The following is a 26438-nucleotide window of genomic DNA, read 5'->3' as shown; positions in this document are numbered from 1 at the left end:
CGTGGTCGCTCCACGGACAGGTGAAAGAGTGGGCCGAAGAAACTGACCGAACCCTCACCGAAGCGTATATCGAGTTAGTCAACACTGGACTCGCTAACGTGGAACATCCAGACGAGTCGTAGCGTGTGGTTTACTACGGAATGATATCGCTCAGACCCACCCCTGAAGGGGTGGGCTTCCGCTCGCTACATGTCATCGCCACCACGCCGATCGTTGCGCGGTCGCGGGTATAAATGGCTCGCGACGGTCCGGAACCCGTTTGAACCTCGGACGCCTCAGACGCCACCATGCGGGAAGTGACGTTCCGGATCCACCACGCGGGGGAGCCGGAGTGCGAGGTGAGCGCGCGCCACCCGGAGGTGCGCTACCGGTCTGTCTCCTCGATGACCGGCAGCGGCCCCGAGCACAAGCGGATCGCCGAGCTCACCGGGCCGTCGGCGGAGATCGAGGCGTTCGTCGAGGAGTTCCGCGAGTTCGACCTGATCGTCTCCGCGGAGCCGCTGGCGCCGATCGAGGGGACGCACGCCTACGTCGCCCTGACGATCGACGTCGACGCCGCCGACTGGGACGGGATCGGCGACCGGTTCTCGCGGATGGGGATCCACTACCGGACGGGGACGACCATCTCCGGCGGCGTCGAGCGCTGGACGGCGTACTTGGAGGACGACGACGACCTCTCGGCGGTGATGCGCGAACTCGAACGCGGCGGCAACGAGGTGGAGCTGGCGCGCAACGTCGAGCTGGCGTCGATCGAGCGCTCGCCGCAGCTCCCGGCGTCCGGCCTCCTCGACGGGCTCACCGACCGGCAGCGGGAGGTCCTCGCGACCGCGATCGCCGCGGGCTACTACGACCACGGCGGGGGCGTCGGCGTCGAGGAGGTCGCCGCGGAGCTGGGTCTCGGCTCGACGACGGTGTGGGAACACCTCTCACGAGCGGAGTCGACGGTGATGAACGCGCTGTTCGACCGGTTCGCGGAGGGCGAGCCGGTCGGCGCCGTCCGCGAGGCGGACCGGTCGGATTCACCGTGAGCGGGGCCAGACCAACGCTTTTGTAGCTTCGGGACGGAGCGCCGCGTATGGACGATGGAACTGTCTCCGTGCCGGACGAGCAGTACGAGCGCCTCGCGGCCCTCGCCGCCGCCCGCGGCGTGAGCCCCGAGACGCAGTTGGCCCGGCTCATCGACGACGCGTACGCCGGCCTCGACGGCGACGGCGACGTCCCCGAATCGCTCCCGCTCGGCGTCTGCGACGACTCCGACGAGGAGTGAGTCGGACGGCGGATCGGCGAGGGATCCGTGAGCCGCCGCGCTATCCTCGATTTTCCCCACCGTAGTCACTCGTCGTAGGGCCACCGCCCGCCCGTCTTCAGCTCCTCGACGTACCCCTCGTCGATGGCGTCGCGGATCGACTCCCGCGACCGGTGTTCGGCCTCGACGTCGCCCGTCGCGAACCGGTAGACGGCCGCGGCCACGAGCGTCGCCATCTCGCGGAGGTCCCGCGAGTCGAGCTTGTCGAGGGTGTCGGCGTGGGTGTGGCCCCACCCGCGCCCGGACTGGTCGCTCGTCGTCGAGGCCATCACGGCCGGGATCCCCTCCTGAACGAACGCCCACTGGTCGCCGTGCGGCGAGATCGTTTCGCCGGTCGTCAGGGGCGCGTCGAACGCGTCCGCGACCGCCTCGAACGTCGAGCGCATCCCCGCGAACCCGTTCGTCCCGACGCGGAGATTCCGAGAGCTACAGGCGCCGTCGAGGTTGACCACGCAGGCGATCTTCTCCTCCGGCGTCGTCTCCGCGGTGTGATACGCCCCCCACAGCCCGATCTCCTCCGAGCCGAAGGTGACGAGGCGCACCCGCGTGTCGAGGTCGTCCTCGACGGTCGCGAGCAGGCGGCCGACCTCCGCGACGAGCGCCGACCCGGCGCCGTTGTCGTTCGCGCCGTCGCTCACGTCGTGGGCGTCGACGTGGGCGGTGAGGTACACCGCCTCCTCGGTGTCCGGCCCGACGTCCGCGACGGCGTTCACCGAGGTCGTCGGCTCGTTCCGGCAGTCGACGTCGAGCGAGACCGTCGGGCGGTCGTCTTCCGCGGCGCCGCTTCCCGACCCGTCGCCGTCGCCTTCGGCCGCCTCGGCGAGCCGCGAGAGTCGGTCGCCGACCTCCTTCGAGACGCCGACCGCGGGGATCGGGCCGGGCCGGTTGTGGTAGCCGATCTCGCCGGTCGGCGGGAGCGCCCCCTCGATGTGGTTCCGGAAGACGAACCCGACGGCGCCGCGCTCGGCCGCCGCGACGTACTTCTCCATCCGGTGGATCCACCGGTCTCGGTTCTCCGGCGTGCGCGAGGAGGCCATGGCGATCGCACCCTCCAGCGCGTCGCCCGCGGCCGCGAACTCCTCGTCGGTGCCGTCGCCGACGTCGACGAGCGGAGCCGTCGCCTCACCGCTCGGCGTGCCCGGTAACGCGATCACCTCGTGGGAGTTCGCGTGGTGTCGCTCGACCGCGCCCGACACCGCGAGCGACGACTCGCCGCGCCACCAGCCGGGAATCTCGAACTCGTCGAGGCCGGCGTTCCGGAGCCCGGCGTCCTCGAACGCCTCGACGACGCGCTCGGCGCCGCGGCGCTCGCCCGCAGAGCCGGCCATCCGGTTCCCGATGTCGGTCAGGTCCGTGAGGAGGCTCCACCCGAAGTCGCTCGTCCGCGCGTCGCCGACGACGCGGTCCGGTAGCTCGGTCATACGGTCCGGTTGGGCCGCGGGCGAAAAGGGGTTCGGGATGCGGAGCCCGCGGACTCACTTCCACTCGTCGCCGTTCCCGGCGGTCTGCATCTCGCCTTTGGCCCGCCGCGGGGCCCGCCGCAGCGTCAGCGCCAGCACGACGAGGTAGAAACAGGCGACGGCGGCGAGGACGAGCGCGCCCGGGAGCGCGCCGACCGCGGCCGTCTCGACGACGCCGCTCCCCGACGGCGTGAACACGGTGAGTCTGACGACCCACGCGGCGATGAGGACGGAGAAGAGCGGCGCGTACACGCGCCGGAGCCGCCGGGACACCGCCTCGACGGTCGGCATCTTGATCGTCGGCTCGCGGAGGTCCTCACTCAGGAGCCGCCGCCAGTTGGACTCCTCGACGCCCTCCGGGTCGAGCGCGTTCGCGAACACGTTCTCCTCTAAGAGGCGGACGCGAGACCGCCAGACGTCGAAGGTACGGTACCGGCGCGTCTCGATGCCGAGGAAGACGCTGAGCATGACGAGCCCGATGAGGAGCACGTAGTGCGGCCGCGACTCGTTCGAGAAGGTCCACGTGAGCAGCGACGCGGTCACCACCACCGCCCAGTTGGTCGTGCGGTCGATTCGAGTCCGCCAGGAACTGGTCCGCCCGAGCTCGCCGCGGTAGGTGTGGGCCATCAGTGAGAGGAAGTCGGACCGGTCGGTCGCTGCCTCGGCGGCGACCTCGCGCTCCTCGCGCGACTCGGGATCGAAGTCCTCCGGTGGGTCGGACATACCGGCCGTACCGAGGGCGCACGGGTAAAACCACCAACCGAAAGCGAGAGACGGAACTCTCCGACGGTCTCAGGCCGGGTCCGCCGCGGATACTTCGACCTCGACGTCGGCGGGGTCGACGCCGATCCGCGCGAACTGCGTGCGGACGTGGTCGCGAGCTGCCTCGACGGCCTGCTCGCGGGTGTCGAACCCGCGGGGCATCGGCTCCTCGAAGGCGACCCGGATCTCCTCGCCGTCGACGACGAGCGGCGAGCCGCCGCTCTCGACCTCGTAGAAGGCGTCGCACACCCACACGTACGGGGCGTCCTCGTTCGGCGCGCCCTTGTACGCGGGCGGCTCCTCGCCGCGCTCGAACACCGTGCCGGTGAGGTCCGTCCCGCCGCCGCTGCCGCGAACGAGTATCATGCCACAGGTACGGGGTCAAGCGGGATAAGGGCGCCGCGGGAGGGATTCCCCTCCCTCGCGACGCGAGGGCAAACGCTTTCGGCCCGGCGGCCGGTGGATCCGCCATGACGCTGGAGGATTTCACCGAGTTCAGCGGTGACGACGACGCCGACGGCCGCGCGGACGAGGCCGACTCCGCGGCCGACGGCGGAAGCGCCGTTGACGCCGCCGACGGCGCCGACGCCGCCGACGCGCCCGGGGACGCCCCGCGGGCGGACGCCTCGTCTGGCGGGTCCGAGTCCGACGCGGGCGACGACCGCGAGGACGACGCGTTCGCCGACTACGACGCGACGCCGGCCGGCACCGATTCGGGGCTGGGCGTCGTGTCGGTGTCACAGGGGCTCCGGGTCGCCGAGGAGGAAGAGGAGACGTCGCTGAAGGCGTTCGTCACGACCGGGAACCGCGAGTCCGTGCGGCTCGGGAAGTACCTCCTGATCCCGTACCCGGACGGAGAGCGGCTGTTCTGCCGGATCACGGGGTTGGAGTACGCGCAGGAGTTCCAGTCGGACGACGCGACCGAGATCCACGCGCGCCGGCAGATGCGCCGCGACGAGTTCGCCGAGCGCGACTACAAGTTCGTCGCCGACCTCGAACCGATGTCCGTCGTCTACGGCGAGGGCGACTCGATGAAGCGGCGGATGACGGACCGCGTGCCCAAGCCGGGCGCCGTCGTCGAGGAGGCGGCCGACGACGCCGAGATCAAGACGGGGCTGAAGATCCCCGACGACGGCGTCTTCCTCGGCCACCTCTCGGTCGGCGGCGAGAAGGTCCGGACCGCGGCCGAACCCCCCACGGTCGACTACCGCGTGAAGGACGACTACACCGACGGCGACCCGCTCGCGTTCCGGCACACGCTCGTCGCCGGCGGCACCGGGTCGGGGAAGACCCACGCCTCGAAGAACGTCCTCCGGCAGTACCTCGATTCGGACCGGACCTATCCGATGGGCGACGGCCGCGAGTCGCAGATGGCGGTCGTCCAGTTCGACCCGCAGGACGAGTACGCGCAGATGCACGACGACAACCCCGACCTCGACGACGCGTTCGCGCGACGCTTAGAGCGCGAGGGGATCGCCCACGGCGGCCACGACGACACCGTCGCCCTCGTGCCGCGCGTCGCGAACGCGACGTACCCCGGCGAGGGGCACCGCGCCGAGCGCGTCGAGTTCACGATCCCCTTCTCGCTGGCGGACGACATGCCGTGGCTCGTCGCGGGGTCCGGGCTCAACGACAACCAGTACCCCGCGCTGTTGACGCTTCTCAACCGTTTCTTCGACAACTACGGGGACTCGGGAACCTACAGCCAGTTCCTCTCGTACCTCGACGACCCGGCGCTCAAAGAGGAGCTCCACGAGAGCGGTCGGGTCCACGAGGCGACGTTCGATGCCGTCAAGCGTCGGGTGCGGGGCGTCCCGAGCGGCGTGTTCGATCAGGACGCAAAGCCAATCACGGAGCTTGACCACACGCTCGTGCGCCCCGGCGGGCTCTCGGTCGTCCCCACCTACCACCTGCCGACCTCCCGGCAGAAGGAGATCGTCGTCCTCGCGGTCGCGGGACTGCTCGTCGACGACAAGCTCTCGAACGACCCGGCGAGCGACCGGATCAAGGAGACGCCGCTGCTGGTCGGCATGGACGAGGCACACAACTTCCTCGCCGACGCCGACAACGTCCAGGCGGAGAAGGTCGTCCAGAAGTTCACGGAGGCCGCGAAGCAGGGCCGAAAGGAGCGGTTGGGCCTCTTTCTGATCACGCAGGACCCGCAGGACGTGGCGGAGTCGGTGTTTAAACAGGTCAACACGAAGATCGTGTTGAACCTCGGCGACGAGGACGCGATCTCCAGCGTCAACATCCCGACGAACCTCGCCGGGAAGGTGCCGTACATGGAGAAGGGGCAGATGGTCGTTTACTCCCCGGACAACTCCGAGCCCGTCGAGCTGATCGGCCTCTCGGAGTGCGTGACGCGGCACGACTGACGAGACGTATCCGCGCCCCTCTGCGCGACGCGGCGCGCCCCGGATTGCCGCCCCGTCGGAGTCGCCGCCGCCCTTTATTGCCGGAGCGGGCGAACCGCCGCGTATGAGCAAACGCATCCTCGTCGCGGTCGACGGGTCGGAGGAGGCGGCCGAAGCGCTGCGGTTCGCGGCCGGCGAGTGGCCCGACGCCGACCTCACGGCGCTCCACGTGATCAACCCCGCAGACTCGGCGACGGGCGCCGAGGGGGGGTTCCCGGGAGCCTCCGACCAGTGGTACGCCAGCGCCAAGCAGCGCGGCGAGCGGATCCTCTCCGAAGCGGCGGAGGCGGTCGATCAGGGGATCGACACGCGGCTGGAGGTCGGGCGCCCGACGAAGACGATCCTCGAGGTGGCCGGCGGCGAGAAGCCCGTCGGCGAGGACGACGACGCTCCCGGCGAACCGTTCGACCACGTGGTGTTGGCGAGCCGCGGGCGGACCGGGCTCTCGCGGGTCCTCCTCGGCAGCGTCGCGGAGGGCGTGGTGCGCCGCGCCGAGGTGCCCGTGACGGTCGTTCGCTGAGTCGGGCTCCGCGGGCGACCCGCCGTCCCCTCACTCCTCGGCGCGCTCGGCCGCGACCACCTCGCCGACCATCGACCACCCCTCCTCGTCGGACCCGGAGCGACCGAGCAGAATGCGCTCGTAGTCGTCGGAGCTGATCAGCCGGAAGTCGGCGTCGCGGTCGTCGTCGGTCCGGACGCCCTCGCCGCGGAACTCCCGCTGGAAGAACTCCGTCGATGAGAACTCGAAGACGCCGCTGTCGCCGGTGTCGAGTTCGAGCCGCACCGGCCGGGGCTGGACGTTGTGGATCCGCTTCGCGATCGGGTGTAGATCCGGCATACCGACGAGTCGGGTCGGGTCGGATAAAATCCGTCGGCTCCGGTGGCCGCTGAACGCCGCCGTACTAGGTTAATACCTCGCGGCGCGTTAGAAGTGTGAGAATCATCATGATAGAAGCATCGCTCACCTACCTTCGCGACGGCGACGACGCCGTCACCACCGCCGTCATCGGCGGGCTTCTGCTGCTGGCGAGCCCGCTCGTCATCCCCTCGATCCTCGTCCTCGGCTACCTGACGCGGGTCCTGCGGCGCACCGCCGACGGCGACGGCGAGCCGCCGGTTTTCGGGGAGTGGGGGGAGCTCTTCGTCGACGGGCTGAAGGCGTTCGCGGTCGCGTTCGTTTACTCGCTGCTCCCGCTCGCGGTCGTCGCGGCCGCCGTGGCCGTGAGTCTCAGCGCGTTCGTCGTGGTTCCGGGGGCCGGCGACGGCGGCGCCGGGACGTTCCTCGGCACGTTCGTCGTCGGAATCGTCGTCCTCGTCGCGGGGCTCGTCGCTCTCGGACTGTCGCTCGTCGGGCTCTACGTGACGCCGGCGGCGCTGGCCGCGGTCGCGGACTCGGGACGGGTCGGCGACGGGTTCGCCGTCGGGACGCTCTGGGGCGTCGTGACGAAGCGGGCGTACGCGACCGGCTGGCTCACGGCGGCGGTCGTCGTCCTCGCCGGCGCGCTCGCGATCGGCGTGCTCTCCGTGGTTCCGGTCCTCGGGACGATCGCCGGCGTGTTCGTCCAGTTCTACGCGCTCGTCGCCGCGGCCGCGATCGTCGGCTGGACGTGGGCCGACGTGCGGCCGGTCGCGACCGAACCGCCCGAGCCGGAGCCCGCGGAGCGGCCCGTGGTGTAGCCGGTCCACGGTGTAGCCGGTCCGCAGTGTAACGGGTCGGAACGGCCCGCGGTGTAACGGGTCGGAATCGAAAGCGGCGCCGAAAGTCGGAGAGTCGCGAAAAGGGGCGTTACTCGTCGAGGACGTCGTCGTACTCGCCGGCGTCGACGCGGTCGTCGAACGTCCGGGCGTCCTCGCCCTCGATGGTGACGCCGAGGGAGGCGCAGGTGCCGCCGACCTCCTTGGCGGCGGCCTTCGTGTCGTACGCGAGCAGGTCGCTCGACTTCTGCTCGGCGACCGTCTTCACCTGCTCGATCGACATGTCGGCGACGAAGTTCTCCTGGGGCTCGCCGGAGCCAGTCTCGAAACCGGCCTCGTCCTTGATGAGCTCCGCGGTGGGCGGCACGCCGACCTCGATGGTGAAGGAGCCGTCGTCGTCGTATTCGACGGTGACGGGCACCTCCATGCCGTCGAAGGCAGCGGTCTCGTCGTTGATCTCCGCGACGACGTCCTGGACGTCCACCGGCGTCGGTCCGAGCTCGGGACCGAGCGGCGGGCCGGGGTTGGCCTGCCCGCCGGGGACGAGCGCTTCGATAGTTCCAGCCATGTCCGTACGAACCCGTCGCCGACTTTTAACGGTTGTTCTTTCGGGCAGGGGGAGTCAGCGGTTCGCACACCATATATATCGGGTAACTGGCGGTGAACCACCCATTCGGCGAGCGACGCTGGTCCAGTGCGTGTTTATAAAAGATCGAGCGATACCGAGTGGAACGCTAGCGAATCTCTAGCCGCCCGTTTATAAATAGTCGATGCCGGAGCGACCGTGACCACCTCCAAAGCCCCAGCCGCTCGTTTATAAACAGTTGACAGCGAATCGGCCGCAAACACCTCCAAAGCCCCAGCCGCTCGTTTATAAACAGTTGACAGCGAATCGGCCGCAAACACCTCCAAAGCCCCAGCCGGGAGGCGGCCGTACGCTCGCTGCGCTCCTCACTCGGTCGCTACCGCTCCCTCGTTGCGGTGCTTGCGTCGCCTACGGCCGCCTCCCGGCTGCCCCTTTGAACCCCGCCCCCGCACAGCGCCGCACGGCACCTCACACCTCCCCAGCCTCGCGGTTCGCGCTCTTCGAGCGCTCACCGCTCCCTCGCGCGTGCTGCTCGCGGCCAAGGGCCGCTCGCAGGCACGCGCCACCGCCTCGTTCGTTTATAAACCGTAGCTGCGCTGGTCGAAGGCCCCCTCGACTACGAGTCGACGACCTTCGACGGGTCGCTCGAACCCGCCTCGTCCGCGACGCGGCCGGGGAGGAACGTCCCGGTCTCCCGGCGGACGCCGAGGAGGAGGACGCCCCCGGCGAGCAGCGGCAGAGCGGCGCAGGCGGCGTAGATGGGGGTGAACCCGACCGCCTCGATGAGGGGAAGCGACACCATGGGTCCGAGGCCGCCGCCGACGTCGCCGAGGACGTTGTTCGTCCCCGAGGCGCGCCCCATCCGCTCGTCGGGGGTGAGGTCCGCGAGGAGGGCCATCATCGGGCCGCTCGTCCCGCCCTGTCCGGCGCCGATGAAGACGCAGGCGAGGCCTAAAGAGAGGACCGACCCGGCCCGCGCGAGCAGCAGGAACCCGACGAACGAGACGGCGAGGAACGCCAGCAGGATCGGCGTCCGGGAGTCCCGGGTGTCGGAGACCCGCCCGCCGACGAGCATGAAGAACGCGGCCGAGACGACCGTGCCGGCCATGAACAGCCCGGAAGTGCCCTGCGGGGCGAGGCCGAACAGCGAGATGTCCTCGGCGCCGAGGAACAAGACGAGCGTGGAGAACAGCGCGCCGATGTACGCGAACATCAGCCCGAAGTTGACTAAGCCGACCGTCACGGCCGGGATCGCGGTGTCGACCTCCCACGGCTTGATCGAATCTCCCGAGCGGTCGCCGGTGACGTGCGTCTCCGGGACGTAGCGGTACGCGACCACGCTGGCCGTGAGCGCGAACGCGGCGGCGACGGTGAAGGCGGCGACGTTGCCCGCGAGCGCGGAGACGATCCCGCCGAGCACGAGGCCGGCCGGGAACCCCATCGTGATCCCGCCGCGGACGATCCCCATGTTCGTCCCGCGCGAGCCGCTGTCGGAGAGGTCGGCCGCGATGGTGTAGGCGGTCGCGAACACCGCGGCGGAGCCGAGCCCCCAGAGGATCCGCGCGAGCAGGAACCACGTCTCGGGCGCGACGGCGACGTCGATCGGGGCGAACCACTCCTCCGCGCCGACGACCAGCGGGCCGGCCGCGAACCTCGGCAGCGAGGCCGCGAGCGGGCGGAGCGACTCGGCGGGGGGCATCGCGAGCGCGACGACGTAGCCGAGCGTGGCGACCCCCTCGACGAACAGCCCGATGACGAACGGCGTGCGCGTCCCGTACCGGTCGACGAGGGCGCCAGCCGGCGCGTTCGCGACGAGCCGCACCCACCGGTTCGCGGAGAGGATCGCGCCCACCATGAACGCCGAGATACCGAGGACCGCGCCGAGGTTCGGTAAGATCGGGAAGACGACGCCGCCGCCGAAGCCGACGAAGAACGTGCTCGCGATCACCGCGAGCAGGACCGGCGGCGGCCGCTCGAACCCGAAGCGAGTCATTCGGGGTCGTCCGCTGGCTCGTCGGCTTCCTGACTCTCGTTCTCAGAATCGTTTGAATCGCGCCGCAGCTCGTCGATCGCGTCGTCGAGCGGCGGCAGGTCGACCCCGTCGGCGAGCAGCGGCCCGACGATCCGTCGGAGCGCCGCCTCCGCGACCTCGCGGGTGTAGCCGTCGCCCTCGTCGCCGCGCTCGGCGCCGGCGAGCGTGATCTGCCGGGTCCGCGCGCCGTCGAGGGTCGCCACGAGCAGGGCCGCCGTCTCCTCGACGTCGACGTCGCGGAAGACGCCTTCCTCGATGCCGTCCGCGAGGATGTCGGCGACGGTCCCGCGGAGCAGCCGGTCGCTGCGCGCCAGCTGCTCGCGGATCCGCTCGTTGAACGGCCCCTGCGTGCGAAGCTCCAAGAGGGCGATGTGGAACGCCTCGCGGTCGGCCTCGTCGGGCGCGAAGACGAACCAGCCGACGAACTGGACTAACCGGTCGACCGGCGGGTCGTCCGCGCGGGCAGCGATCCGCTCCTCGGAGTCGGAGATGATGTACTCCAAGAAGGCGACGAGGAGGTCCTCCTTCGTGTCGTAGTGGTAGTGGAGCAGCGACTTGCTCTTCGAACACTCGTCGGCGATGTCCTGCATCGTCAGGTCGGCGTAGCCGTGAGCGCGGAGGGCGCTGTACACCCCGTCCATGATCTCCGCTGCCGCGCTCGGCGAGTCGCTCATTGACTGACCGGTCAGTCAGCGAGCGGTAAATCCCTATCGGTCGGGGCCGTCCGGTGGCGAGTTCGACCGCCGCCGGCGCGGCCCGTCGCCCGCGGCGAAACGCGCGTCGGCGCCGCCGCTGTGGGGACGAGAACAGTCGAAAAGCCGATTCGCCTCGGGTGTCGTCGCCGACTTACAGACGGGTGACGTTCGACGCGCGCGGACCCTTGTCCGCCTCCTCGATGTCGAACTCGACTTCCTGACCCTCTTCGAGGTCCGGGCCGCCGACGTCTTCCATGTGGAAGAACACGTCCTCGTCCGCGTCGTCAGTCGAAATGAAACCGTAGCCGCCAGTGTCGTTGAAGAAGTCAACTTCGCCTTTCGCCATTGCGACCGAAGAAGCGGGACTGGGACATATAAGGCTTCCGCGACGGATCGCCGCGTGGAACGATGTCGCACGGAAACGTCACCGAACGGGCTCCGGTCGGGGATGCCCGCCCCGCCCGCGAGAGGCGGCCGAGTTCCGGGACGCGGGAGCGAGCAACGCCGTGTTAGTAACTACTATACGACCCCGGTTCAGAACCGTTAGGTATGAGTCAGTCGTACAATCGAGGCCTCATCGAGGACTTCGGCCGCTGGCGGGAGTTCGAGGCGGGGATGTGGGCGTGGATCTTCCACAAGTTCACGGGATGGGTGCTCATCGGGTACCTGTTCACGCACATCGCCGTGTTGAGTACGGGGATTCCGGCGGCCGGCGCCGGCGAGGCGGCGATCGCAGCGGGCACCGACGTGTACACGCAGACCATCGTCTCCTTAGAGGGGCTGCTGCTCGTGCGGCTCCTGGAGGTCGGCCTGCTCGCGGTGGCGGTGTTCCACATGCTCAACGGCACCCGACTCCTCCTCACGGACCTCGGAATCGGGCTGGACGCACAGGACAAGAGCTTCTACGCGTCGCTGATCCTCACCGGAGCGATCACCGTCGCGTCCGTCCCGACGTTCATCGCGGGGGCGTTCTGAGATGGCAGAGCGCTACTCCTCGTTCCAGTCGGGCGGCCGGATGTGGTTCCTCCAGCGGGTCACGGCGGTCTTCCTGCTGGTGGTGTTGGCGTTCCACTTCTTCCTGCTCCACTTCGTCCACCACGCCGACGAGGTGTCGTTCCTCGCCAGTTCGGCTCGGATGGAGCAGCTGAGCTACTACTCGCTGATGATCCTCTTCCTCGTGACCGCGACGTTCCACGGGGTCAACGGCGTCTACAACGCCTTGGTGAACCAGGGGCTCACCGGCACGAAACGCACCGTGATCAAGTGGACGCTCGTCGCCGCGAGCGTCGTGTTGATCGCCCAGGGAATCCGCACCGCGAACGCGTGGGCGGGCATCGGACTCTACTGAACCGACCATGAGCACGCAAATTCCGAAGCAGACCGAGGAATCGACCGAGACCGAGACGGAGCCCGCCTCGAAGGGCGACGAGCGCCGCGCCGAGAAGCGGCGCCGCGCGGCCGAGCGCCGCGAGCAGCGACAGGAGGAGGAGGCCGAGAAGGCGGCCGCCGACGAGAGCACGGTCGAGCTGAAGGTGTTCCGCTACGACCCGCAGGTCGAGGGGAAACAGGAGCCGCGGTTCGACACGTTCCACGTCCCGTTCACGAAGGGGATGACCGTCCTCGACGCGCTGATGTACGCGCGCGACACGTACGACTCCTCGCTCACGTTCCGCCACTCCTGCCGACAGGCGGTGTGCGGCTCCGACGCCATGTTCGTCAACGGCGGCCAGAAGCTGGCGTGTAAGACGCAGATCTCCGACCTCGACGAGCCCGTCCGCGTCGAGCCGCTCCCGCACGCCGAGGTGACGAAGGACCTCGTCGTCGACATGGAGCACTTCTACGACCAGATGGAGGCCGTCGAGCCGTACTTCCAGACGAACGAGTACCCGGACGGCGAGCTCGAAGAGCAGCGGCAGGACCGGGAGAACCGCGAGAAGATCAAGATGTCCACGCGCTGCATCTGGTGTGGCGCGTGCATGTCCTCGTGCAACATCGCCGCGGGCGACAACGAGTACCTCGGGCCCGCCGCGATCAACAAGGCGTACCGGTTCGCGATGGACGAGCGCGAGGGCGAGGAGATGAAACAGAAGCGCCTGGAGATCATCGAGCAGGAGCACGGCGTCTGGCGGTGTCAGACGCAGTTCTCCTGTACGGAGGTGTGCCCGAAGGACATCCCCCTCACCGAGCACATCCAGGAGCTGAAGCGCGAGGCGGTCAAAAACAATCTGAAATTCTGGTAATCCCGACAGACAGTATCAAGGGACTCCGGAACCTACGAAATTACATACCAACAATGCACGAACACGACGTCGTCGTCGTCGGGGCCGGCGGGGCGGGACTCCGGGCGGCGATCGCGGCACAGGAAGCGGGCGCGGACGTGGCGATGGTGTCGAAGCTCCATCCCGTCCGGTCGCACACGGGCGCGGCGGAGGGCGGAATCAACGCGGCGCTGCGCGACGCCGACTCCTGGCAGGACCACGCGTACGACACGATGAAGGGGTCCGACTACCTCGGCGACGCGCCGGCGGTCGAGGCCCTCTGTCAGGAGAGCCCCGAGGAGGTCATCCGCCTCGAACACTGGGGGATGCCGTTCTCCCGCGAGGACGACGGGCGCGTCTCCCAGCGGCCGTTCGGCGGCCTCTCGTTCCCGCGCACGACGTACGCGGGCGCCGAGACCGGCCACCAGATGCTCCACACGATGTACGAGCAGGTGGTCAAACGCGGCATTACGGTGTACGACGAGTGGCACGTGATGGATCTCGCGGTCACCGACGAGGACGACCCCGCGGAGCGGACCTGCCACGGCGTGGTCGCCTACGACATCCAGAGCGGCGAGATCAGCGGCTTCCGCGCCAAGGACGGCGTCATCCTCGCGACGGGCGGGATGGGGCAGGTGTTCGACCACACCACCAACGCGGTGGCGAACACCGGCGACGGCGTCGCGATGGCGTACCGCGCGGGCGTGCCGATGGAAGACATGGAGTTCATCCAGTTCCACCCGACGACGCTGCCGTCGACCGGCGTCCTCATCTCCGAGGGCGTCCGCGGCGAGGGGGGCATCCTCTACAACGAGGACGGCGAGCGGTTCATGTTCGAACACGGCTACGCAAACAACGACGGCGAGCTCGCCTCCCGCGACGTCGTCTCCCGCGCCGAGCTCACCGAGGTCAACGAGGGGCGCGGCATCGAGGACGAGTACGTCCACCTCGACATGCGGCACCTCGGGGAGGAGCGCATCCTCGACCGCTTGGAGAACATCCTCCACCTCGCGGAGGACTTCGAGGGTGCCGACGGGCTCACGGAGCCGATGCCGGTCAAGCCCGGCCAGCACTACGCGATGGGCGGCATCGAGACGAACGAGTTCGGCGAGACCGTCATCGACGGGCTGTACGCGGCCGGCGAGTGCGCCTGTGCCTCCGTCCACGGCGCGAACCGCCTCGGCGGCAACGCGCTGCCGGAGCTCATCGTCTTCGGCAAGCGCGCCGGGCGCCACGCCGCCGGCGAGGAGATGGGCGAGGCCGAGGTCACGACGGGCCGGTCCAGCGACTGGGAGCCGGCCGACTACGAGTTCGGCGTCGAGGTCGGCGAGACGGACGGCTCGGACCCCGCCGCAGCCGACGGCGGCGCCGTGGCGACCGACGCCGAGAGTGTCGTCGGGGGCGCCGTCGACCGCGCGCAGGAGCGCGTCGACGAGCTGCTCTCGCGGAAGGGTCGCAACCACGCGGAGATCCGCTCGGCGGTCCAGGAGACGATGACGGCGAACGTCAACGTGTTCCGCGAGGAGGGCCGGTTAGAGGAGACGCTCGCGGACCTCCGCGAGGCCCGCGAGGCGTACAAGGACGTCGCGGTGTCTGACCCCTCGCGGACGTTCAACACCGACCTCATCCACACGATCGAGACGCGGAACATCCTCGACATCGCCGAGGCGCTGACGATGGGCGCGCTCGCCCGCGAGGAGTTCCGGGGCGCCCACTGGCGCAAGGAACACCAGGAGCGCAAAGACGAGGAGTGGCTGAAGCACACGCTCATCTCGTGGAACGACGGCGAGCCGGAGCTGTGGTACAAGCCGGTCGTCCTCGAGGGCGAGAACAAGACGTACGAGCCGAAGAGCCGCTCGTACTGAGCCGGCCGCCGGCGCTCGGCCGCTGCGACGCGGGGGTCCCGGCGCGGACCCCGCCGGGCGCCGTCGCGCCCCGTCACGCCCCGCCGCGTCTCGCCTGATCGATCCGGATCGTTCACGGTTTGCTATCCGTCGACGATCGAAACTGACCGTCGATACGCGTCGATTAAGCGTTCGTCGATCGACGTACTTCGCTCGAATGTGCCGTATTCGCCGGATTCAAACGCTTTCGAGTGCCTTCCGAGCGTTTCGACGAATGTTGAAATGGGGGTTTATTATCGTCGAACTCAACGGATCGGACAAGATGCTCGAAACGGAGACTGCGTCCGCGACGGCCCCGTCGCTCCCCCGGGAGCTCCAGTCGCCTCGCGCCAAGCTCGTGTACCTCTACCTGACCACGAACGGCGACGCCACCGTTTCCGAGATGGGCGAGTCGCTCGGGATGAAGAAGCTCTCCTTATACAGCATCCTGAAGACCCTCCGCAGCGAGGGGCTCGTCGACTGCGACGGCGACTGTTACGTGCCGAACTGACGCGGCGTCTTTTCGCCGCGTCGCGCCCGCGCCGGAGCGTTTAGGGACGCGGAGCGCGCAGGGCCACCGTGGACGCGAACCAGACGGAGTTCGAGAACCCGTTCGCGATGGACACCGACTGCGAGAACTGCGAGGAACTGTGCGGCGCCCGCGACCGCGTCGTCCACGGCTACGGCGACGTGGGCGCCGAGTTCCTCGTGGTCGGGACGGGGCCGACGGCGGCCGCCGAGCGCAACGGCGTCCCCTTCACCGGCGAGGGCGGCGGCGAGCGCGTCCAGTCGATCTTCGGCGACCTCGGGTTCGTCCGCTCGGAGCCGGACGCCGCGGAGCCCGACGTCCAGAACATTTTCTTCACGAACCTGACGCGGTGTCGACACCCCGACCGCGGGCCCACGGACCGGGAGGTCGGCACCTGTGAACCGTTCCTCAACGCGGAGATCCGGATGATAAACCCCCAGATCATCGTGCCGGTCGGCGAGCGACCGCTTCACGAGCTGGCGGTCGAGTACACGACGCGCCGGCCTGACTCCTTCGACGTCGACGCCGAACACGCGACGACCATCCGCGGGCGCGGATTCGAGCTGGTGCCGATGAAGGAGCCGGCGGAGATGACCGACGACGAGGCCGACGCCTTCCGCGATCACATGCGCGAGAACGTGTTGAGCCGGGACTACCGGCAGACGAAGGGGCGACAGAGCCGCTGATCGGCCGGGTCGGTCCCGCCGGGACGCTCAGTCCTCGAGGTCGATGTCGTCGAGGATTCCCTCGGTCGCCTCCTTGCTGTCGGCGCCGAACGCGCAGTCGACGATGATGTGCCCGCCGAGCGTCGTCGGCGAGATCACCTGGTCGGCGCCGGCGCGGCGGAGCTTGTCGACGTTCTCACGTTGAGTCACCGCCGCGACGATCCGAACGTCCGGATTGAGCTGCCGAGCGGTGAGGATGGCGAGCGCGTCGCGCGCGTCGTCCTCGGTGGCGGCGACGACCGCGCGGGCGCCGGCGAGGTTCACCCGTTCGAGCGGGTCGACGTCGCTCGGGTCCGCGGTAAACACCGGAATGTCGCGCTCGGCGAGCCGCCTCGCGGCGGTCTCGTCGGGCGTCACGACGGCGTACTCGACGCCGTCGCGGGCGGCGAGCTCTTCGAGAATCGGTTCCGTCAGGTCCCCGTAGCCGAGCACGAGGACGTGGTCGTCGAGGAGGTCGATCTGTCTGTCGGTCATTTTTCCGAGCGCCTTGGAGAGCTGCGCCTCGATGGCGGGCGTGAGGAGGACCCCGAGCGCCACCGCGAAGGCGGCGACGTTCATCACGAGCGAGGAGAGCACGAACAGCTGGGCGATGTCTGACTCCGGCCCGGTCGCCGGGATCACGTCTCCGTATCCGACCGTGGAGGCGGTGACGACGGTGAAGTAGAACGCGTCGACGATGGTCTCGACCCCGTTGAACTGGTCGCGGAGCGCGTACGTCCCGACCGTCCCGTAGGAGACCGCGGTCACGAGCGCCGCGCCCGCGGCCAGTTGCGTCGGTGAGGGCGAGAACTTCCTGTCGAACCGCCGTCGGTTGTACGCCAGCGCGGGCACCGACACGACCGACAGCGCGACCAGCGGGAACGAAAGCACCGACGCCTGCATCAGTCCCTGTATCGCGGTCAGCGGGAGCAGGACGGCCGTGGAGTACCAGCCAACCCGGTAGCCGTTCTTCAGCGCGAAGCCGCTCCCGAGCATCGAGAACCCCGTGATCGTTCCCGTGAAGCCGACGGTCTGGCGGATGAAGTCTGGGACCAGCGGGGCGAGCGGCCCGGAGACTCCTACCCCCCCGATCTGAGCGAGCCCGGCGAGGATCGACAGCACCGCGACCGCGAACGTCAGGAGGATCGACGCTCGGACGGTCACCCAGTCCCGGGTCAGCTCCATACCTCCGCGTCGCCGAGACCGGACTTAAACCCCGCGAGGCCGGAGCGCTTCCTCTGCGAGTTCGCGTGCGTCCGCTCCCGCCTCTCGCGACGCGATCCGCGCCGACACACGTTTAACCGCCCCGCCGGTTGAGGGGCGTATGTCGCTGCCCGTCGAGATCGTCTTCGGCGTCTACCTCGGCGTCATCACCGGGATCGTCCCCGCGCTGGTGGCCGGGACCCTCGGGTTCGTGTTCAAGTACGTGACGGACGTGACGATCCCCGGGCTCGGAGTCGTCGTGTTATCGCTCGCGATCGCCGGGATCAACGGCGGGCTGCTCGCGCTCAACGACGAGACGATCCGCTCGTCGGAGCGCGCGCCGGCGATCCTCACGGCGATCGTCGTGGTGTTGATGCTCTCGATGTACGCCCACGCGCAGGGTGACCGGCTCGGCGCCAGCGTCCCCAAGCGAATCTCGCTCAAGCAGCTCCGCGACCGGACGCTCTCGACCGACGTGATCGAGCTCGTCGGCGGCCGGGGGCGCGTCTCCGTCGAGGTCGCCGGCGAGGTGAACGACATGGAGGGGTACCCGCCGCTGCCGGCGGACACGCGGACGGCGATCCTCGACGGCGACTGGACGTTCCCCGCCGACCTGCCGCTCGCCGAGCTCGAAGACCGCTTCGCGGAGCGGCTCCGGACCGAGCTCGACCTCGCCGACGTGGCGGTCCGGATCGACGAGCAGGCGCGCGCGACCGTGGCCGCCGCGCCGCCGACCGGCGCGCTCTCGAAGCGCGTGCCCGCGGGGAAGCGCGCCGTGTCGGTGTCGGCGCTCGTCCCGACTGGAATCGCCCGCGGCGACGTCGTCCGCGTGATCACCCCCGACCTCGACGCCGAGGGCGCCGTGATCGCCGCCCGGTCGAGCGGGAAGCCGGAGCCGGGGGGCGGCGCGGCGCCGAAACCCGCTCCCGCCGCGGGCGACGGCCCAGACCCGGACGACGACGCGCGGACCGACGGCGGCGAGGACGCCGTCGCCTCCCCGCCGGCGGCGACCGCCCCGACCACGACCGGCGGCGAGGGACGCGTGACGCTCGCGCTCGACCGCTCCGAGGCGGCGGCCCTCCTCCGCGCCGACCGCGGGCGCGTGCTGGTGCTGTCGCGAGGCACCCGCCGCGAGTACGAGCTCACGGCCCTGCTGCGCCGGGCCGGGAAGCGGTTCCGGAAGGTCTCGGTCGTCGCCGGCGGACCGCTCGACGGCCACACGATCGGCGAGGCCGAGATTCGCGAGGCGTACGACGTGGCCGTCCTCGCGGCCCGCCACGAGTCGTGGATCATCGCGCCCGACGGCTCGCAGTCGCTGTCGGCCGGCGACGACCTGTTCGTCGTCGGGAGCCGCGACGCGATCGACCGGTTCGCGGAGGTGGCCGCGTGAGCCCCTCGCTCGTCCCGCTTACCGCCCTCGCCGCGGTCGACGTGGGGTTCGCGCGGCCGCGACAGGCGGCGGTCACGCTCGTCACGTTCGCGGTCGTCGCCACGCTCGTGGCCGGGGGCGCGGCGCTGGCCTACCGCTGGTACTTCCGCGCGGAGATCCCCGAGGGGGTGACCGGCCTGCTCGGCGTCTCGGTCGTCGCCTTATACCTCAACACGACCTCGCTGGGGTCGGTCGCGATCGGCGACAATCCCGCCCTCCTGGCGCCCGAGAGCGTGTTCTTCAACCTCGTCTCTCTCGGCGTCGCGGCGGTGACCGCCCCCGTCGGCCGGTACGCGGGCGACCGGCTCGCGGTCGACGTGTTCGCGCTCTCCGGCGCCAAGCAGCTCGAAGGGGAGCTGAGCGGAATGGTCCGCGCAGTCGGGCGGTTCACCGCGGTGACGCTCCCGCCGGCCGACGAGATCCGCGACATGGACACGTACGACCCCGCCTCGCCGGAGAAGAAGGCCGAGCTCGCGGAGACGACCCTGCTGTTCCCGCGGAAGATCTCGGAGGCGGAGCTCCGCGACCGGCTCGTTTCCCGGCTCAAAGACGAGTACAGCGTCGGCTACGTCGACGTCGACCTCGACGCCGACGGGAGCGTCGAGTTCTTCGCGGTCGGCTCCCGGGCCGCGGGGCTCGGCCCGACGCTCGCGCCGGGGTCGGCGGCGGTCGCGGTCGCGGCGGACCCGCCGAACAACGCGACCGTCGGCGACACGGTCCAGCTGTGGCGCGACGACCCGGAGCCGAAGCGCGTCGCGACCGGCGAGCTGCGCGGCGTCGCCGGCGACGTCGTCACCGTCGCGCTCGACGAGTCGGACGCCGAACGCCTGACCGAGGAGGGCGACTACCGCCTCGTGACCCTCCCCGCGGAGCCGCAGGCGGACCGCGAGTTCGCCTCCCTGCTGCGCACCGCCGACGAGACGATGGCCTCGGTCGCGGTGGGCGTCGGGAGCGACCTCGACGGGAGCACCGTCGGCGAGGTCGGGGCCGTCGTCGCCGCGGTCCGCCCGGCGGAGGGGCCCGTCCAGCCGATCCCGCCGCGCGCGTACGCCTTCGGCGCCGGGGACTTAGTGTACCTCGTCGGTCGGCCGGACGCAATCCGTCGGTTCGAGACGGCCGCCGCGTCGCCGCCCGATGCGGACGGGGAAGCCGGAGGGGCCGAGACGGCGTCCGCGGCCGCGCGCGACGCCGAACTCGACGACATCGATGAGGGGACCGACTTCGACGCGGAGGCCAAGGTCGACGAGGAAACCGGTTCCGACGACGCGGGCGGGAGCGAAGACGGCACGGCGGGTGGCGACGACGGCACGGCGGGTGGCGACGACGCGAACCGGAGCGACGCCGACACCGCGGCCGATCCCGACGGGACGCAACGCTCTTGAGTCGCCCGCGCGGGGATCCGCCATGGAGTGGAAGCTGTTCGCCGACCTCGCGGAGATCGCGGGCGACCGCGCGGTGACCGTCGACGCGGAGCCGGGCGACACGGTCGGCGACGCGCTCGACGCGCTGCTGGACGCGCATCCCGACCTCCGGGACCGCGTCATCGAGGACGGGACCGTGGCCGACCACATCAACGTCCTCCGGAACGGGCGGAGCGTCCACCACGACGAGGGGCTCGACGCGACGCTGGAGGCGGGCGACGAACTCGCGCTGTTCCCGCCCGTAAGCGGCGGGTAGCCGCTCCGTGAGGCCGCGGGCGGCCCGCGCTCGGATCGGGCGTTTCAAACGCGCGCCGGCCCCACCCGGAGCTATGACCGACAGCGACGAGGGAACGCGAGACGACGCGGCGGGTGCCGAGGGCGACCACGGCGACGGCGACGAACACGGCGGCCACCACCCGCACCGCGAGGAGTTTCACGAGGACCCGGTCGGCCACACGCGCGCGACCGCCGGGATGACGGTGAGCGAGCTCGTCGACGGCTACGGGGACGCGGGGATCGGCGCCGCCGCCGTCAACGAGGCGGGCGACGTGCTCGCGGAGATGTTCGACGACGAGGACTGTACCGTGTTCCTCTCGCTCGCGGGCGCGATGGTCCCCGCGGGGATGCGCCGGATCGTCGCCGACCTCATCCGCGACGGCTACGTCGACGCCCTCGTCACGACCGGCGCGAATCTCACCCACGATTCCATCGAGGCCATCGGCGGGAAACACCACCACGGGCGCACCCACGACCCCGAGAAGACCCCCCGCGAGCACGACGAGGAGCTCCGCGACGAGGGGGTCGACCGCATCTACAACGTCTACCTCCCGCAGGAGCACTTCGCCGACTTCGAGGGGCACCTCCGTGAGGAGGTGTTCCCGGCGCTGGAGGCCGACTCCGACATCGAAGAGGCGAGCGGAGCGGGCGACGGCGCCGTCTCCATCGCCGACCTCACGCGCGAACTCGGCCGCGCCAACGCCGAGGTGAACGAGCGCGACGACGTCCCGGAGGGGCCGGGCGTCGCGGCCGCCGCCTACGAGTGCGACGTGCCGATCTACTGCCCCGCGGTCCAAGACTCCGTGTTAGGGCTTCAGGCGTGGATGTACGCCCAGACCGCGGAGTTCACGCTCGACGCGCTCGCGGACATGACGGAGCTGACCGACCTCGCCTTCGACGCCGACGACGCGGGCTGCCTGCTCGTCGGCGGCGGCGTCCCGAAGAACTTCACGCTCCAGACGATGCTCGTCACGCCGCGCGCCTACGACTACGCCGTCCAGATCACGATGGACCCCGAGGCGACCGGCGGGCTCTCGGGCGCGAGCCTCGACGAGGCGCGCTCGTGGGGCAAGTTAGAGAAGGACGCGCGCAACGCCTCCGTCTACGGCGACGCGACGGTGATGCTTCCGATGCTTATCGCCGCCGCCCGCGAGCGCGTGGAATAGGAACGCGACCGCGATTCTGACCGCGTCATCGTTTATAAATCGATCCGCGGTGGCGCGTGCCTGCGAGCGGCCGGCGCGAAGCGGAGGCCGCGAGGAGCACGCGCGAGGGAGTCAGTCGCCGGAGCGAAGCGGAGGCGACTGACGAGGCTGGGGAGGCGTGAGGTGCGGTTGCGGTGCTGTGCGGGGCGGGACTCAAAGGGGCAGCCGCGAGGGCGAAGCACGGCGACGCAAGGACCGCAGGAGTGAGCGGAGCGAACGACGAGGACCGCAGCGAGCCGCGCGAGCCCTCGCGGCTGGGGCTTTGACGGTGTTCGCCGTCGATCCGTCAGCAGCCGTTTATAAGTAAGCAGCTGGGGCTTTGGCGGTATCCGTCACCGATCCGCCAGCGGCCATTTATAAGTAAGCGGCTGGGGCTTTGGCTGCGTCCGTCACCGCCGATCGGCTTCCCCACCAAACTGAGCGGTCGAGAACGTCCACCACCTCGGATCCGGATTATTCGCGCCCGTCCAGATCCATCGCCTCGGCGAGGAGCGCGTGCGAGTCGAGCGCGTCCTCGTGGTCCGGCACGGTGTGCTGGATCATCACCTCGTCGACGCCGACGCGGTCGGCCAGCTGCTCCAACAGCCCCGAAATCGTCTCCGGACTCCCGGAGATCGACCGCGGCCACTCGTCGTCGTCCAGCGTCGCGGGCGTCGGGTCGGGCGCCCCGCCGAGCTCGTCGACCGCCTCCTCGACCGTGGGCGTCTCGTCGCCCAGCTCGCCGCGCTGCATCCGCCGGAACGTCGCCTCTGCGGGCGCTCGTCGCCGGGCCGCGGCCTCGTCCGTCTCGGCCGCGACAGCGTTGACCGCCACCATCCCCCGCGGCTCGTCGAGCCCGCCGGGCGTCCCGTCGGGGTCGAACGCCTCCCGGTACGCCGCGAACGCGCGCTCGGCGAACCCCGGGCGGATGAAGCCGGCGAAGCAGTAGCGGAGCCCGAGCTCCCCCGCTATCTCGCCGCTCGACGGGCTCGACCCCAGCACCCACGGGACGGCCGGTCCCGAGTCGGACCCCGGCACCGAGAGGTCGCTGTACGGATGCTCGGCGGGGTAGTCGCCGCGAAGGTGGTTCACGACCGCGGTGATCCGCTCGCGGTGGTCCTCGTTCGGGTTCTCGACGCGCCGGTCGGTGCCGAGCGCGCGGTCGGACGCGGGCGAGCCGTTCGCGCGCCCCATGCCGAGGTCGACGCGGCCGGGCGCGAGCCCGTCGAGGACGCCGAACGACTCGGCCACCTTGAACGGGCTGTAGTGGTTCATGAGGACGGCCCCGCTCCCGATCCGGATCGACTCCGTGGCGCCCGCGAGCCGCCCGAGCAGCACCTCGGGCGTGGTGCCCGCGAGGCGGTCGCCCATCCCGTGGTGTTCGGCGACCCAGAACCGCTCATAGCCCAGTCGCTCGGCGTGTTTCGCGGCGTCGACGGTGTTCTCGAACGCGTCCGCCGCGGTGCCGCCGCGGGGGACCGGCGAGAGGTCGACGACTGAGAGGTCCATGTCCCGACTCGGCCATCGCCGCGGGAAACGGTTTGGGTCCCGGCGGCGTCGTGGCGAACCGCAAGTATGGATGCTGTGCGGTGGCGCGTGCCTCCGAACGCCCGCAGGGCGTGAGGAGCACGCGCGAGGGACGCGGCGACCGAAGCGAAGCGGAGGGAGCCGCGAGGCTGGGGAGGCGTGAGGCGCGGTTGCCGTGTGGGGCGGGGTGGGACTCAAAGGGGCAGCCGGGAGGCGGGCGCAGACGACGCAAGCACCGCAGGGAGCGAGCAACGCGAGCGACCGAGGAGCACAGCGAGTGTGCGCCCGCCTCCCGGCTGGGGCTTTGGAGGTGTTCGCGGTCGATCCATACTCATTATTTATAAATAAACGACCGTCACACGCGTAGCTACGCGAGTAAAAGCGAGAAGAAACCGAAGAAATCGCGGCTCAGTTGTCGCCGGTCTTCGACTGCCAGGCGTAGTCGCGCCGGGAGGCGGACTCGCCGAAGCCGCAGGAGGCACAGCGCTCCTTCTTGACGTGGTAGGACTTCTCGCCGCAGCGTCGACACTTCACGTGAACCGTCTTGTTCTTTTTCCCCTGAGAGGGCGTACCTGCGCCGGTCATGCTTTGATGGTGACGACGTTATCGCCGCGTATAATCGTTGTGTCTTCGATCGCGACCGCGAACTCGCCGTCGAGGTCGTCGTCGACGCGGTCGTCCACGTCGGCCTCCGGCTCGATGACGACGTTCATGTGCTGGTCGTAACCGCCGAGGACGCCGTAGTAGGTCGTACCGTCCTTCAGATGTACCGTCACGGGCTCCTCGAGCGACGCTTCGAGCACGTCGAGGGGTCGTCCACTCATTGTCCGTATCGCCGCCCCTCGCGGTAATAAAAATACCGGGACGGAGTCCCCGACGCCGGTCGGTTTGACACGAATCAGGGGTCCAACCGCTCGCGCACGAACTCCGCCGCCGCCGGGACCGCGCTCGCGTACAGGTCGACGTACGCCAGTTCCGCCTGACTCCGCCGCACCGAACTGTACCCCTCCTCGATCCGGTCGTCGACGTATCCGATCGCCTCCAGCGCGGGTCGGACGAACCGAGTCGCCAGCGGGTCACCGTCGTCGACGACCTCGCCTATCGCCGCCCGCGCTCGCTTCGCGGCCGACCGCACGGACGACTCGGAGGGGACCGCTCGGTGTCCGCCGTCGCGGATCTCGCCGACCGCCCGCCGGTACGCCTCCATCTCGGCCAGCGCGGTGCCGGCCTCGACGGCGACGGTCGCGTACTCGTCGGCGTCGGCCGCCCGGTCGACGTCGTCGACCGCCGACTCGACCCGGCGCTCGCTCACGGCCAGCAGCTCCTGTGCCACCGTGCGGCTCAGGTCCTCGTCGGCGAGCGGCTCCTCGCCGCCGACCCGCTCCCGGACGGTCGAGCGCGTCCGGCTCACCGATCCCCGCAGCGTCTCGGCGGCCGCGACCAGCGGCTCCCAGCGCGGCGCCGCCCCGTCGCGCCCGTCGAGGAACGCCTCGCGAAGTCCCGCGGCGTCGGCGACGGCCGCGCCCGCGCGCTCGACGCGGGCGACCGTCTCGCCCGCCCGGAAGGGGTCGGCGACCGGGTCCGCCGGGTACGACACGCGCGGGGGAACGTACCCGGCGCACTCCGCCAGCAGCGACTCGACGGGCTCGTACGCCAACACCGCCGCCGTCGGCGACTCGGCGCGATACTCCAGGTCGGCCGCGAGCGCCCCGCGGTCGCCGCGCACCGCGCGGCGCCGGGCGGCGAGGTCGGCCCCGTCGTCGGTCCCGGTGGCCGCGCGGTGCGCCGCGCGGACCGCCGCGGCGTCCTCTCGACGCCGACGCCACGCGGAGAGGGCGTCGACCGGCCACTCGCCGGGAACGTCGGCCTCCACGCGCCGCATCGCCTGCTCGCGGTCGTCGCCGATGGCCCTCGCGACCGCCGCGTTGGGGAGGTCCGGCTCGGCCGGCACGTCGTCGAGCAGCTCGCGGGCCCGCGACTCGTGGGCGTCCGCGAGCGACGCCGGAACGGCCGCGGGGAACGGCGACGCCGGCCACGAAACCGTCCCGACGACGTCCGACGGGAGCGACGCGGGCGGCTCCCGACGCTCCTCGCCGCCGGCGAACGGGAGGTTGGCACAGCCGGCGACCGCCGCCGAGCTCGCCGTCGCGACCCCGGCGAGGAAGCGACGCCGCGAGCTCCACGCCCGACCCGAACTCGAATCGCGGGTCACGCGTCGTCACCCCCCGCACCGGACGACGACGCGTTGAACACGGCCGGCGGCTCCCGCCGCAGGCAGGAGCCGCTCATCCCGCTCCCGCTGCCGGTCGATCGGTCGGCGGCGACGGGGATCCGGATCGCGAACCCGACCGTGTGGAACTCGTCGGCGTTACAGTCGACGTCCGCCGGACGGTACGCCTGACAGAAGTCGGCGTGGGGGTGGAGGTCGTCGTCCGCGAGCTCGTCCGGCTCGACCGACACCGACCGGAACCGGATCTCCCGACACGCCCGCACGGGCATCGCGAGGAGGTACGCCGCCGACGACTCGAAGTCGGTGGCGGCGAGGAACGTCCGGAGCCGTTCGCCCGCGCCCGTCCCGGCGAAGGTGAGCTCGTCGATGTCCGCCGTCGCGACCAACACGCGGCGCGTCTGGCGGCGTTGCGGCGCCCGCTCGTCGGCGGACAGCGACGGCAGTTCGTCGCCCGAAGCGACCAGCGCGCCGCCGCGCTCGTCGCGCGCCTTCTCCAGTTCGTAGTCGTCTATCGGCCGGTTGCTGCTCGGGTAGCTGTTCGACGCCGTCTCGCTGCCGGCGCAGCCGGCCAGGGCGGCGATCCCTGACGCGGCCGCGAGGAGGGCTCGGCGGCGGGGAACCTCGGACATCGGCGGCGATTCGGCCGATAGCGTGAAACGCTTTGTGGGACGCGGCCCTCCCGCGCCGGGCCGCCGAGGCCCCGCTCGGACGCGAACCGTCGCCGCGGGGCCGAACCCGGGAGTTTTTAACGTGGGCGAGAGTACGCCGAGGTACCACACTCCCGCGGGACACGGTGAGTCGCGACGACTCGGCCGTAGCGGGGCCTCAACGACGCGCGGTACGA

At 70.5% G+C, this 26438-nt stretch carries 30 protein-coding genes; 15 read left to right on the top strand and 15 right to left on the bottom strand.

Annotated elements, in window-relative coordinates:
• Window positions 1-287: 287 nt before the first annotated feature.
• Both B378_RS0112610 and B378_RS0112605 read left to right on the top strand, forming a co-directional pair.
• Complete coding sequence (locus B378_RS0112610) at window positions 288-1028, top strand: helix-turn-helix domain-containing protein (RefSeq protein WP_017344133.1); 741 nt, start codon at window positions 288-290, stop codon at window positions 1026-1028.
• Between the two features lie 47 nt (window positions 1029-1075).
• Window positions 1076-1267: a hypothetical protein gene (locus B378_RS0112605; protein ID WP_017344132.1), complete on the top strand. Its 192-nt coding sequence runs from the start codon at window positions 1076-1078 to the stop codon at window positions 1265-1267.
• A 65-nt stretch (window positions 1268-1332) separates the two neighbouring features.
• Here the strand turns inward: B378_RS0112605 and B378_RS0112600 are convergent, their stop codons facing one another.
• From B378_RS0112600 to B378_RS0112590, 3 genes are all read right to left on the bottom strand, one after another.
• A complete protein-coding gene (locus B378_RS0112600; protein ID WP_017344131.1) occupies window positions 1333-2727 on the bottom strand; it encodes a M28 family peptidase in 1395 nt (464 codons plus the stop codon).
• A gap of 54 nt (window positions 2728-2781) precedes the next feature.
• The gene (locus tag B378_RS0112595; RefSeq protein ID WP_017344130.1) at window positions 2782-3489 is read right to left on the bottom strand and encodes a DUF2270 domain-containing protein; all 708 of its coding nucleotides are present in this window, start codon (window positions 3487-3489) and stop codon (window positions 2782-2784) included.
• A gap of 69 nt (window positions 3490-3558) precedes the next feature.
• A complete protein-coding gene (locus B378_RS0112590; RefSeq protein ID WP_017344129.1) occupies window positions 3559-3894 on the bottom strand; it encodes a hypothetical protein in 336 nt (111 codons plus the stop codon).
• Window positions 3895-3998: 104 nt separating this feature from the next.
• On the opposite strand from B378_RS0112590, the gene B378_RS0112585 reads away from it, so the two are divergent.
• Window positions 3999-5903, top strand: a complete 1905-nt coding sequence (locus tag B378_RS0112585) for an ATP-binding protein (RefSeq protein WP_017344128.1) — start codon at window positions 3999-4001, stop codon at window positions 5901-5903.
• Window positions 5904-6006: 103 nt separating this feature from the next.
• Window positions 6007-6462, top strand: coding sequence for a universal stress protein (locus B378_RS0112580; protein ID WP_017344127.1), 456 nt, complete (start codon window positions 6007-6009; stop codon window positions 6460-6462).
• Window positions 6463-6492: 30 nt separating this feature from the next.
• Here B378_RS0112580 and B378_RS0112575 read toward each other — a convergent pair whose 3' ends face one another.
• Entirely contained in the window at window positions 6493-6780 is a 288-nt protein-coding gene (locus B378_RS0112575; protein ID WP_017344126.1) for a hypothetical protein, read from the bottom strand.
• 107 nt (window positions 6781-6887) lie between these two features.
• Here B378_RS0112575 and B378_RS0112570 point away from each other — a divergent pair, with 107 nt between their 5' ends.
• Window positions 6888-7619 (top strand): DUF4013 domain-containing protein, encoded by a 732-nt coding sequence (locus tag B378_RS0112570; RefSeq protein ID WP_017344125.1) that lies wholly within the window; start codon window positions 6888-6890, stop codon window positions 7617-7619.
• Window positions 7620-7728: 109 nt separating this feature from the next.
• Here B378_RS0112570 and B378_RS0112565 read toward each other — a convergent pair whose 3' ends face one another.
• The 5 genes from B378_RS0112565 to B378_RS0112550 all read right to left on the bottom strand — a co-directional run bounded on the left by B378_RS0112565 (window position 7729) and on the right by B378_RS0112550 (window position 11296).
• Complete coding sequence (locus B378_RS0112565; protein ID WP_004596863.1) at window positions 7729-8205, bottom strand: 50S ribosomal protein L11; 477 nt, start codon at window positions 8203-8205, stop codon at window positions 7729-7731.
• Window positions 8206-8339: 134 nt separating this feature from the next.
• A complete protein-coding gene (locus B378_RS16510; protein ID WP_082224274.1) occupies window positions 8340-8543 on the bottom strand; it encodes a hypothetical protein in 204 nt (67 codons plus the stop codon).
• 296 nt (window positions 8544-8839) lie between these two features.
• Complete coding sequence (locus B378_RS0112560) at window positions 8840-10216, bottom strand: MFS transporter (RefSeq protein ID WP_017344124.1); 1377 nt, start codon at window positions 10214-10216, stop codon at window positions 8840-8842.
• Entirely contained in the window at window positions 10213-10929 is a 717-nt protein-coding gene (locus tag B378_RS0112555; RefSeq protein WP_017344123.1) for a TetR/AcrR family transcriptional regulator, read from the bottom strand. Before B378_RS0112555 ends, B378_RS0112560 begins: the two co-directional genes overlap by 4 nt.
• A gap of 172 nt (window positions 10930-11101) precedes the next feature.
• Complete coding sequence (locus B378_RS0112550) at window positions 11102-11296, bottom strand: cold-shock protein (protein WP_004596869.1); 195 nt, start codon at window positions 11294-11296, stop codon at window positions 11102-11104.
• A gap of 203 nt (window positions 11297-11499) precedes the next feature.
• Between B378_RS0112550 and sdhC the strand changes: the two genes are divergently transcribed.
• The 6 genes from sdhC to B378_RS0112520 all read left to right on the top strand — a co-directional run bounded on the left by sdhC (window position 11500) and on the right by B378_RS0112520 (window position 16306).
• Window positions 11500-11925, top strand: coding sequence for a succinate dehydrogenase, cytochrome b556 subunit (gene sdhC, locus B378_RS0112545; RefSeq protein WP_017344122.1), 426 nt, complete (start codon window positions 11500-11502; stop codon window positions 11923-11925).
• A 1-nt stretch (window position 11926) separates the two neighbouring features.
• The gene (locus B378_RS0112540) at window positions 11927-12298 is read left to right on the top strand and encodes a succinate dehydrogenase hydrophobic membrane anchor subunit (protein WP_004596874.1); all 372 of its coding nucleotides are present in this window, start codon (window positions 11927-11929) and stop codon (window positions 12296-12298) included.
• A gap of 7 nt (window positions 12299-12305) precedes the next feature.
• A complete protein-coding gene (locus tag B378_RS0112535; protein WP_017344121.1) occupies window positions 12306-13190 on the top strand; it encodes a succinate dehydrogenase/fumarate reductase iron-sulfur subunit in 885 nt (294 codons plus the stop codon).
• Window positions 13191-13243: 53 nt separating this feature from the next.
• On the top strand, window positions 13244-15073 hold the full coding sequence (locus B378_RS0112530; protein ID WP_017344120.1) for an FAD-binding protein: 1830 nt from the start codon (window positions 13244-13246) through the stop codon (window positions 15071-15073).
• Window positions 15074-15374: 301 nt separating this feature from the next.
• Window positions 15375-15602, top strand: a complete 228-nt coding sequence (locus tag B378_RS0112525) for a hypothetical protein (RefSeq protein WP_007345225.1) — start codon at window positions 15375-15377, stop codon at window positions 15600-15602.
• A 68-nt stretch (window positions 15603-15670) separates the two neighbouring features.
• A complete protein-coding gene (locus B378_RS0112520; protein WP_017344119.1) occupies window positions 15671-16306 on the top strand; it encodes a uracil-DNA glycosylase family protein in 636 nt (211 codons plus the stop codon).
• A 27-nt stretch (window positions 16307-16333) separates the two neighbouring features.
• On the opposite strand, the gene B378_RS0112515 is transcribed toward B378_RS0112520, so the two are convergent.
• Window positions 16334-17509: an NAD-binding protein gene (locus tag B378_RS0112515; protein WP_017344118.1), complete on the bottom strand. Its 1176-nt coding sequence runs from the start codon at window positions 17507-17509 to the stop codon at window positions 16334-16336.
• A 139-nt stretch (window positions 17510-17648) separates the two neighbouring features.
• Here B378_RS0112515 and B378_RS0112510 point away from each other — a divergent pair, with 139 nt between their 5' ends.
• The 4 genes from B378_RS0112510 to B378_RS0112495 all read left to right on the top strand — a co-directional run bounded on the left by B378_RS0112510 (window position 17649) and on the right by B378_RS0112495 (window position 21819).
• Window positions 17649-18917 carry a potassium channel family protein gene (locus B378_RS0112510; protein WP_017344117.1) on the top strand — a complete coding sequence of 423 codons (1269 nt, stop codon included), beginning with the start codon at window positions 17649-17651 and terminating at the stop codon, window positions 18915-18917.
• Window positions 18914-20338 (top strand): hypothetical protein, encoded by a 1425-nt coding sequence (locus tag B378_RS0112505; RefSeq protein WP_017344116.1) that lies wholly within the window; start codon window positions 18914-18916, stop codon window positions 20336-20338. The genes B378_RS0112510 and B378_RS0112505 overlap by 4 nt, the downstream gene beginning before the upstream one ends.
• A 22-nt stretch (window positions 20339-20360) precedes the next feature.
• A complete protein-coding gene (locus tag B378_RS0112500) occupies window positions 20361-20633 on the top strand; it encodes a ubiquitin-like small modifier protein 1 (protein ID WP_017344115.1) in 273 nt (90 codons plus the stop codon).
• A 73-nt stretch (window positions 20634-20706) separates the two neighbouring features.
• A complete protein-coding gene (locus B378_RS0112495) occupies window positions 20707-21819 on the top strand; it encodes a deoxyhypusine synthase (protein WP_017344114.1) in 1113 nt (370 codons plus the stop codon).
• A gap of 492 nt (window positions 21820-22311) precedes the next feature.
• Here B378_RS0112495 and B378_RS0112490 read toward each other — a convergent pair whose 3' ends face one another.
• The 5 genes from B378_RS0112490 to B378_RS0112470 all read right to left on the bottom strand — a co-directional run bounded on the left by B378_RS0112490 (window position 22312) and on the right by B378_RS0112470 (window position 26223).
• A complete protein-coding gene (locus B378_RS0112490; protein WP_017344113.1) occupies window positions 22312-23346 on the bottom strand; it encodes an LLM class flavin-dependent oxidoreductase in 1035 nt (344 codons plus the stop codon).
• A gap of 426 nt (window positions 23347-23772) precedes the next feature.
• The gene (locus tag B378_RS0112485) at window positions 23773-23949 is read right to left on the bottom strand and encodes a 50S ribosomal protein L37e (RefSeq protein WP_017344112.1); all 177 of its coding nucleotides are present in this window, start codon (window positions 23947-23949) and stop codon (window positions 23773-23775) included.
• Window positions 23946-24188, bottom strand: coding sequence for an LSM domain-containing protein (locus B378_RS0112480; protein ID WP_017344111.1), 243 nt, complete (start codon window positions 24186-24188; stop codon window positions 23946-23948). Before B378_RS0112480 ends, B378_RS0112485 begins: the two co-directional genes overlap by 4 nt.
• A 74-nt stretch (window positions 24189-24262) precedes the next feature.
• Window positions 24263-25576 carry a hypothetical protein gene (locus B378_RS0112475; RefSeq protein ID WP_026046284.1) on the bottom strand — a complete coding sequence of 438 codons (1314 nt, stop codon included), beginning with the start codon at window positions 25574-25576 and terminating at the stop codon, window positions 24263-24265.
• Window positions 25573-26223, bottom strand: coding sequence for a hypothetical protein (locus B378_RS0112470; protein ID WP_017344110.1), 651 nt, complete (start codon window positions 26221-26223; stop codon window positions 25573-25575). The genes B378_RS0112475 and B378_RS0112470 overlap by 4 nt, the downstream gene beginning before the upstream one ends.
• Window positions 26224-26438: the final 215 nt, after the last annotated feature.

This window comes from Halorubrum sp. T3, assembly GCF_000296615.1.
Classification (GTDB): Archaea; Halobacteriota; Halobacteria; order Halobacteriales; family Haloferacaceae; genus Halorubrum; species Halorubrum ruber.
This window is presented reverse-complemented; position numbering and strand designations above follow the sequence as displayed.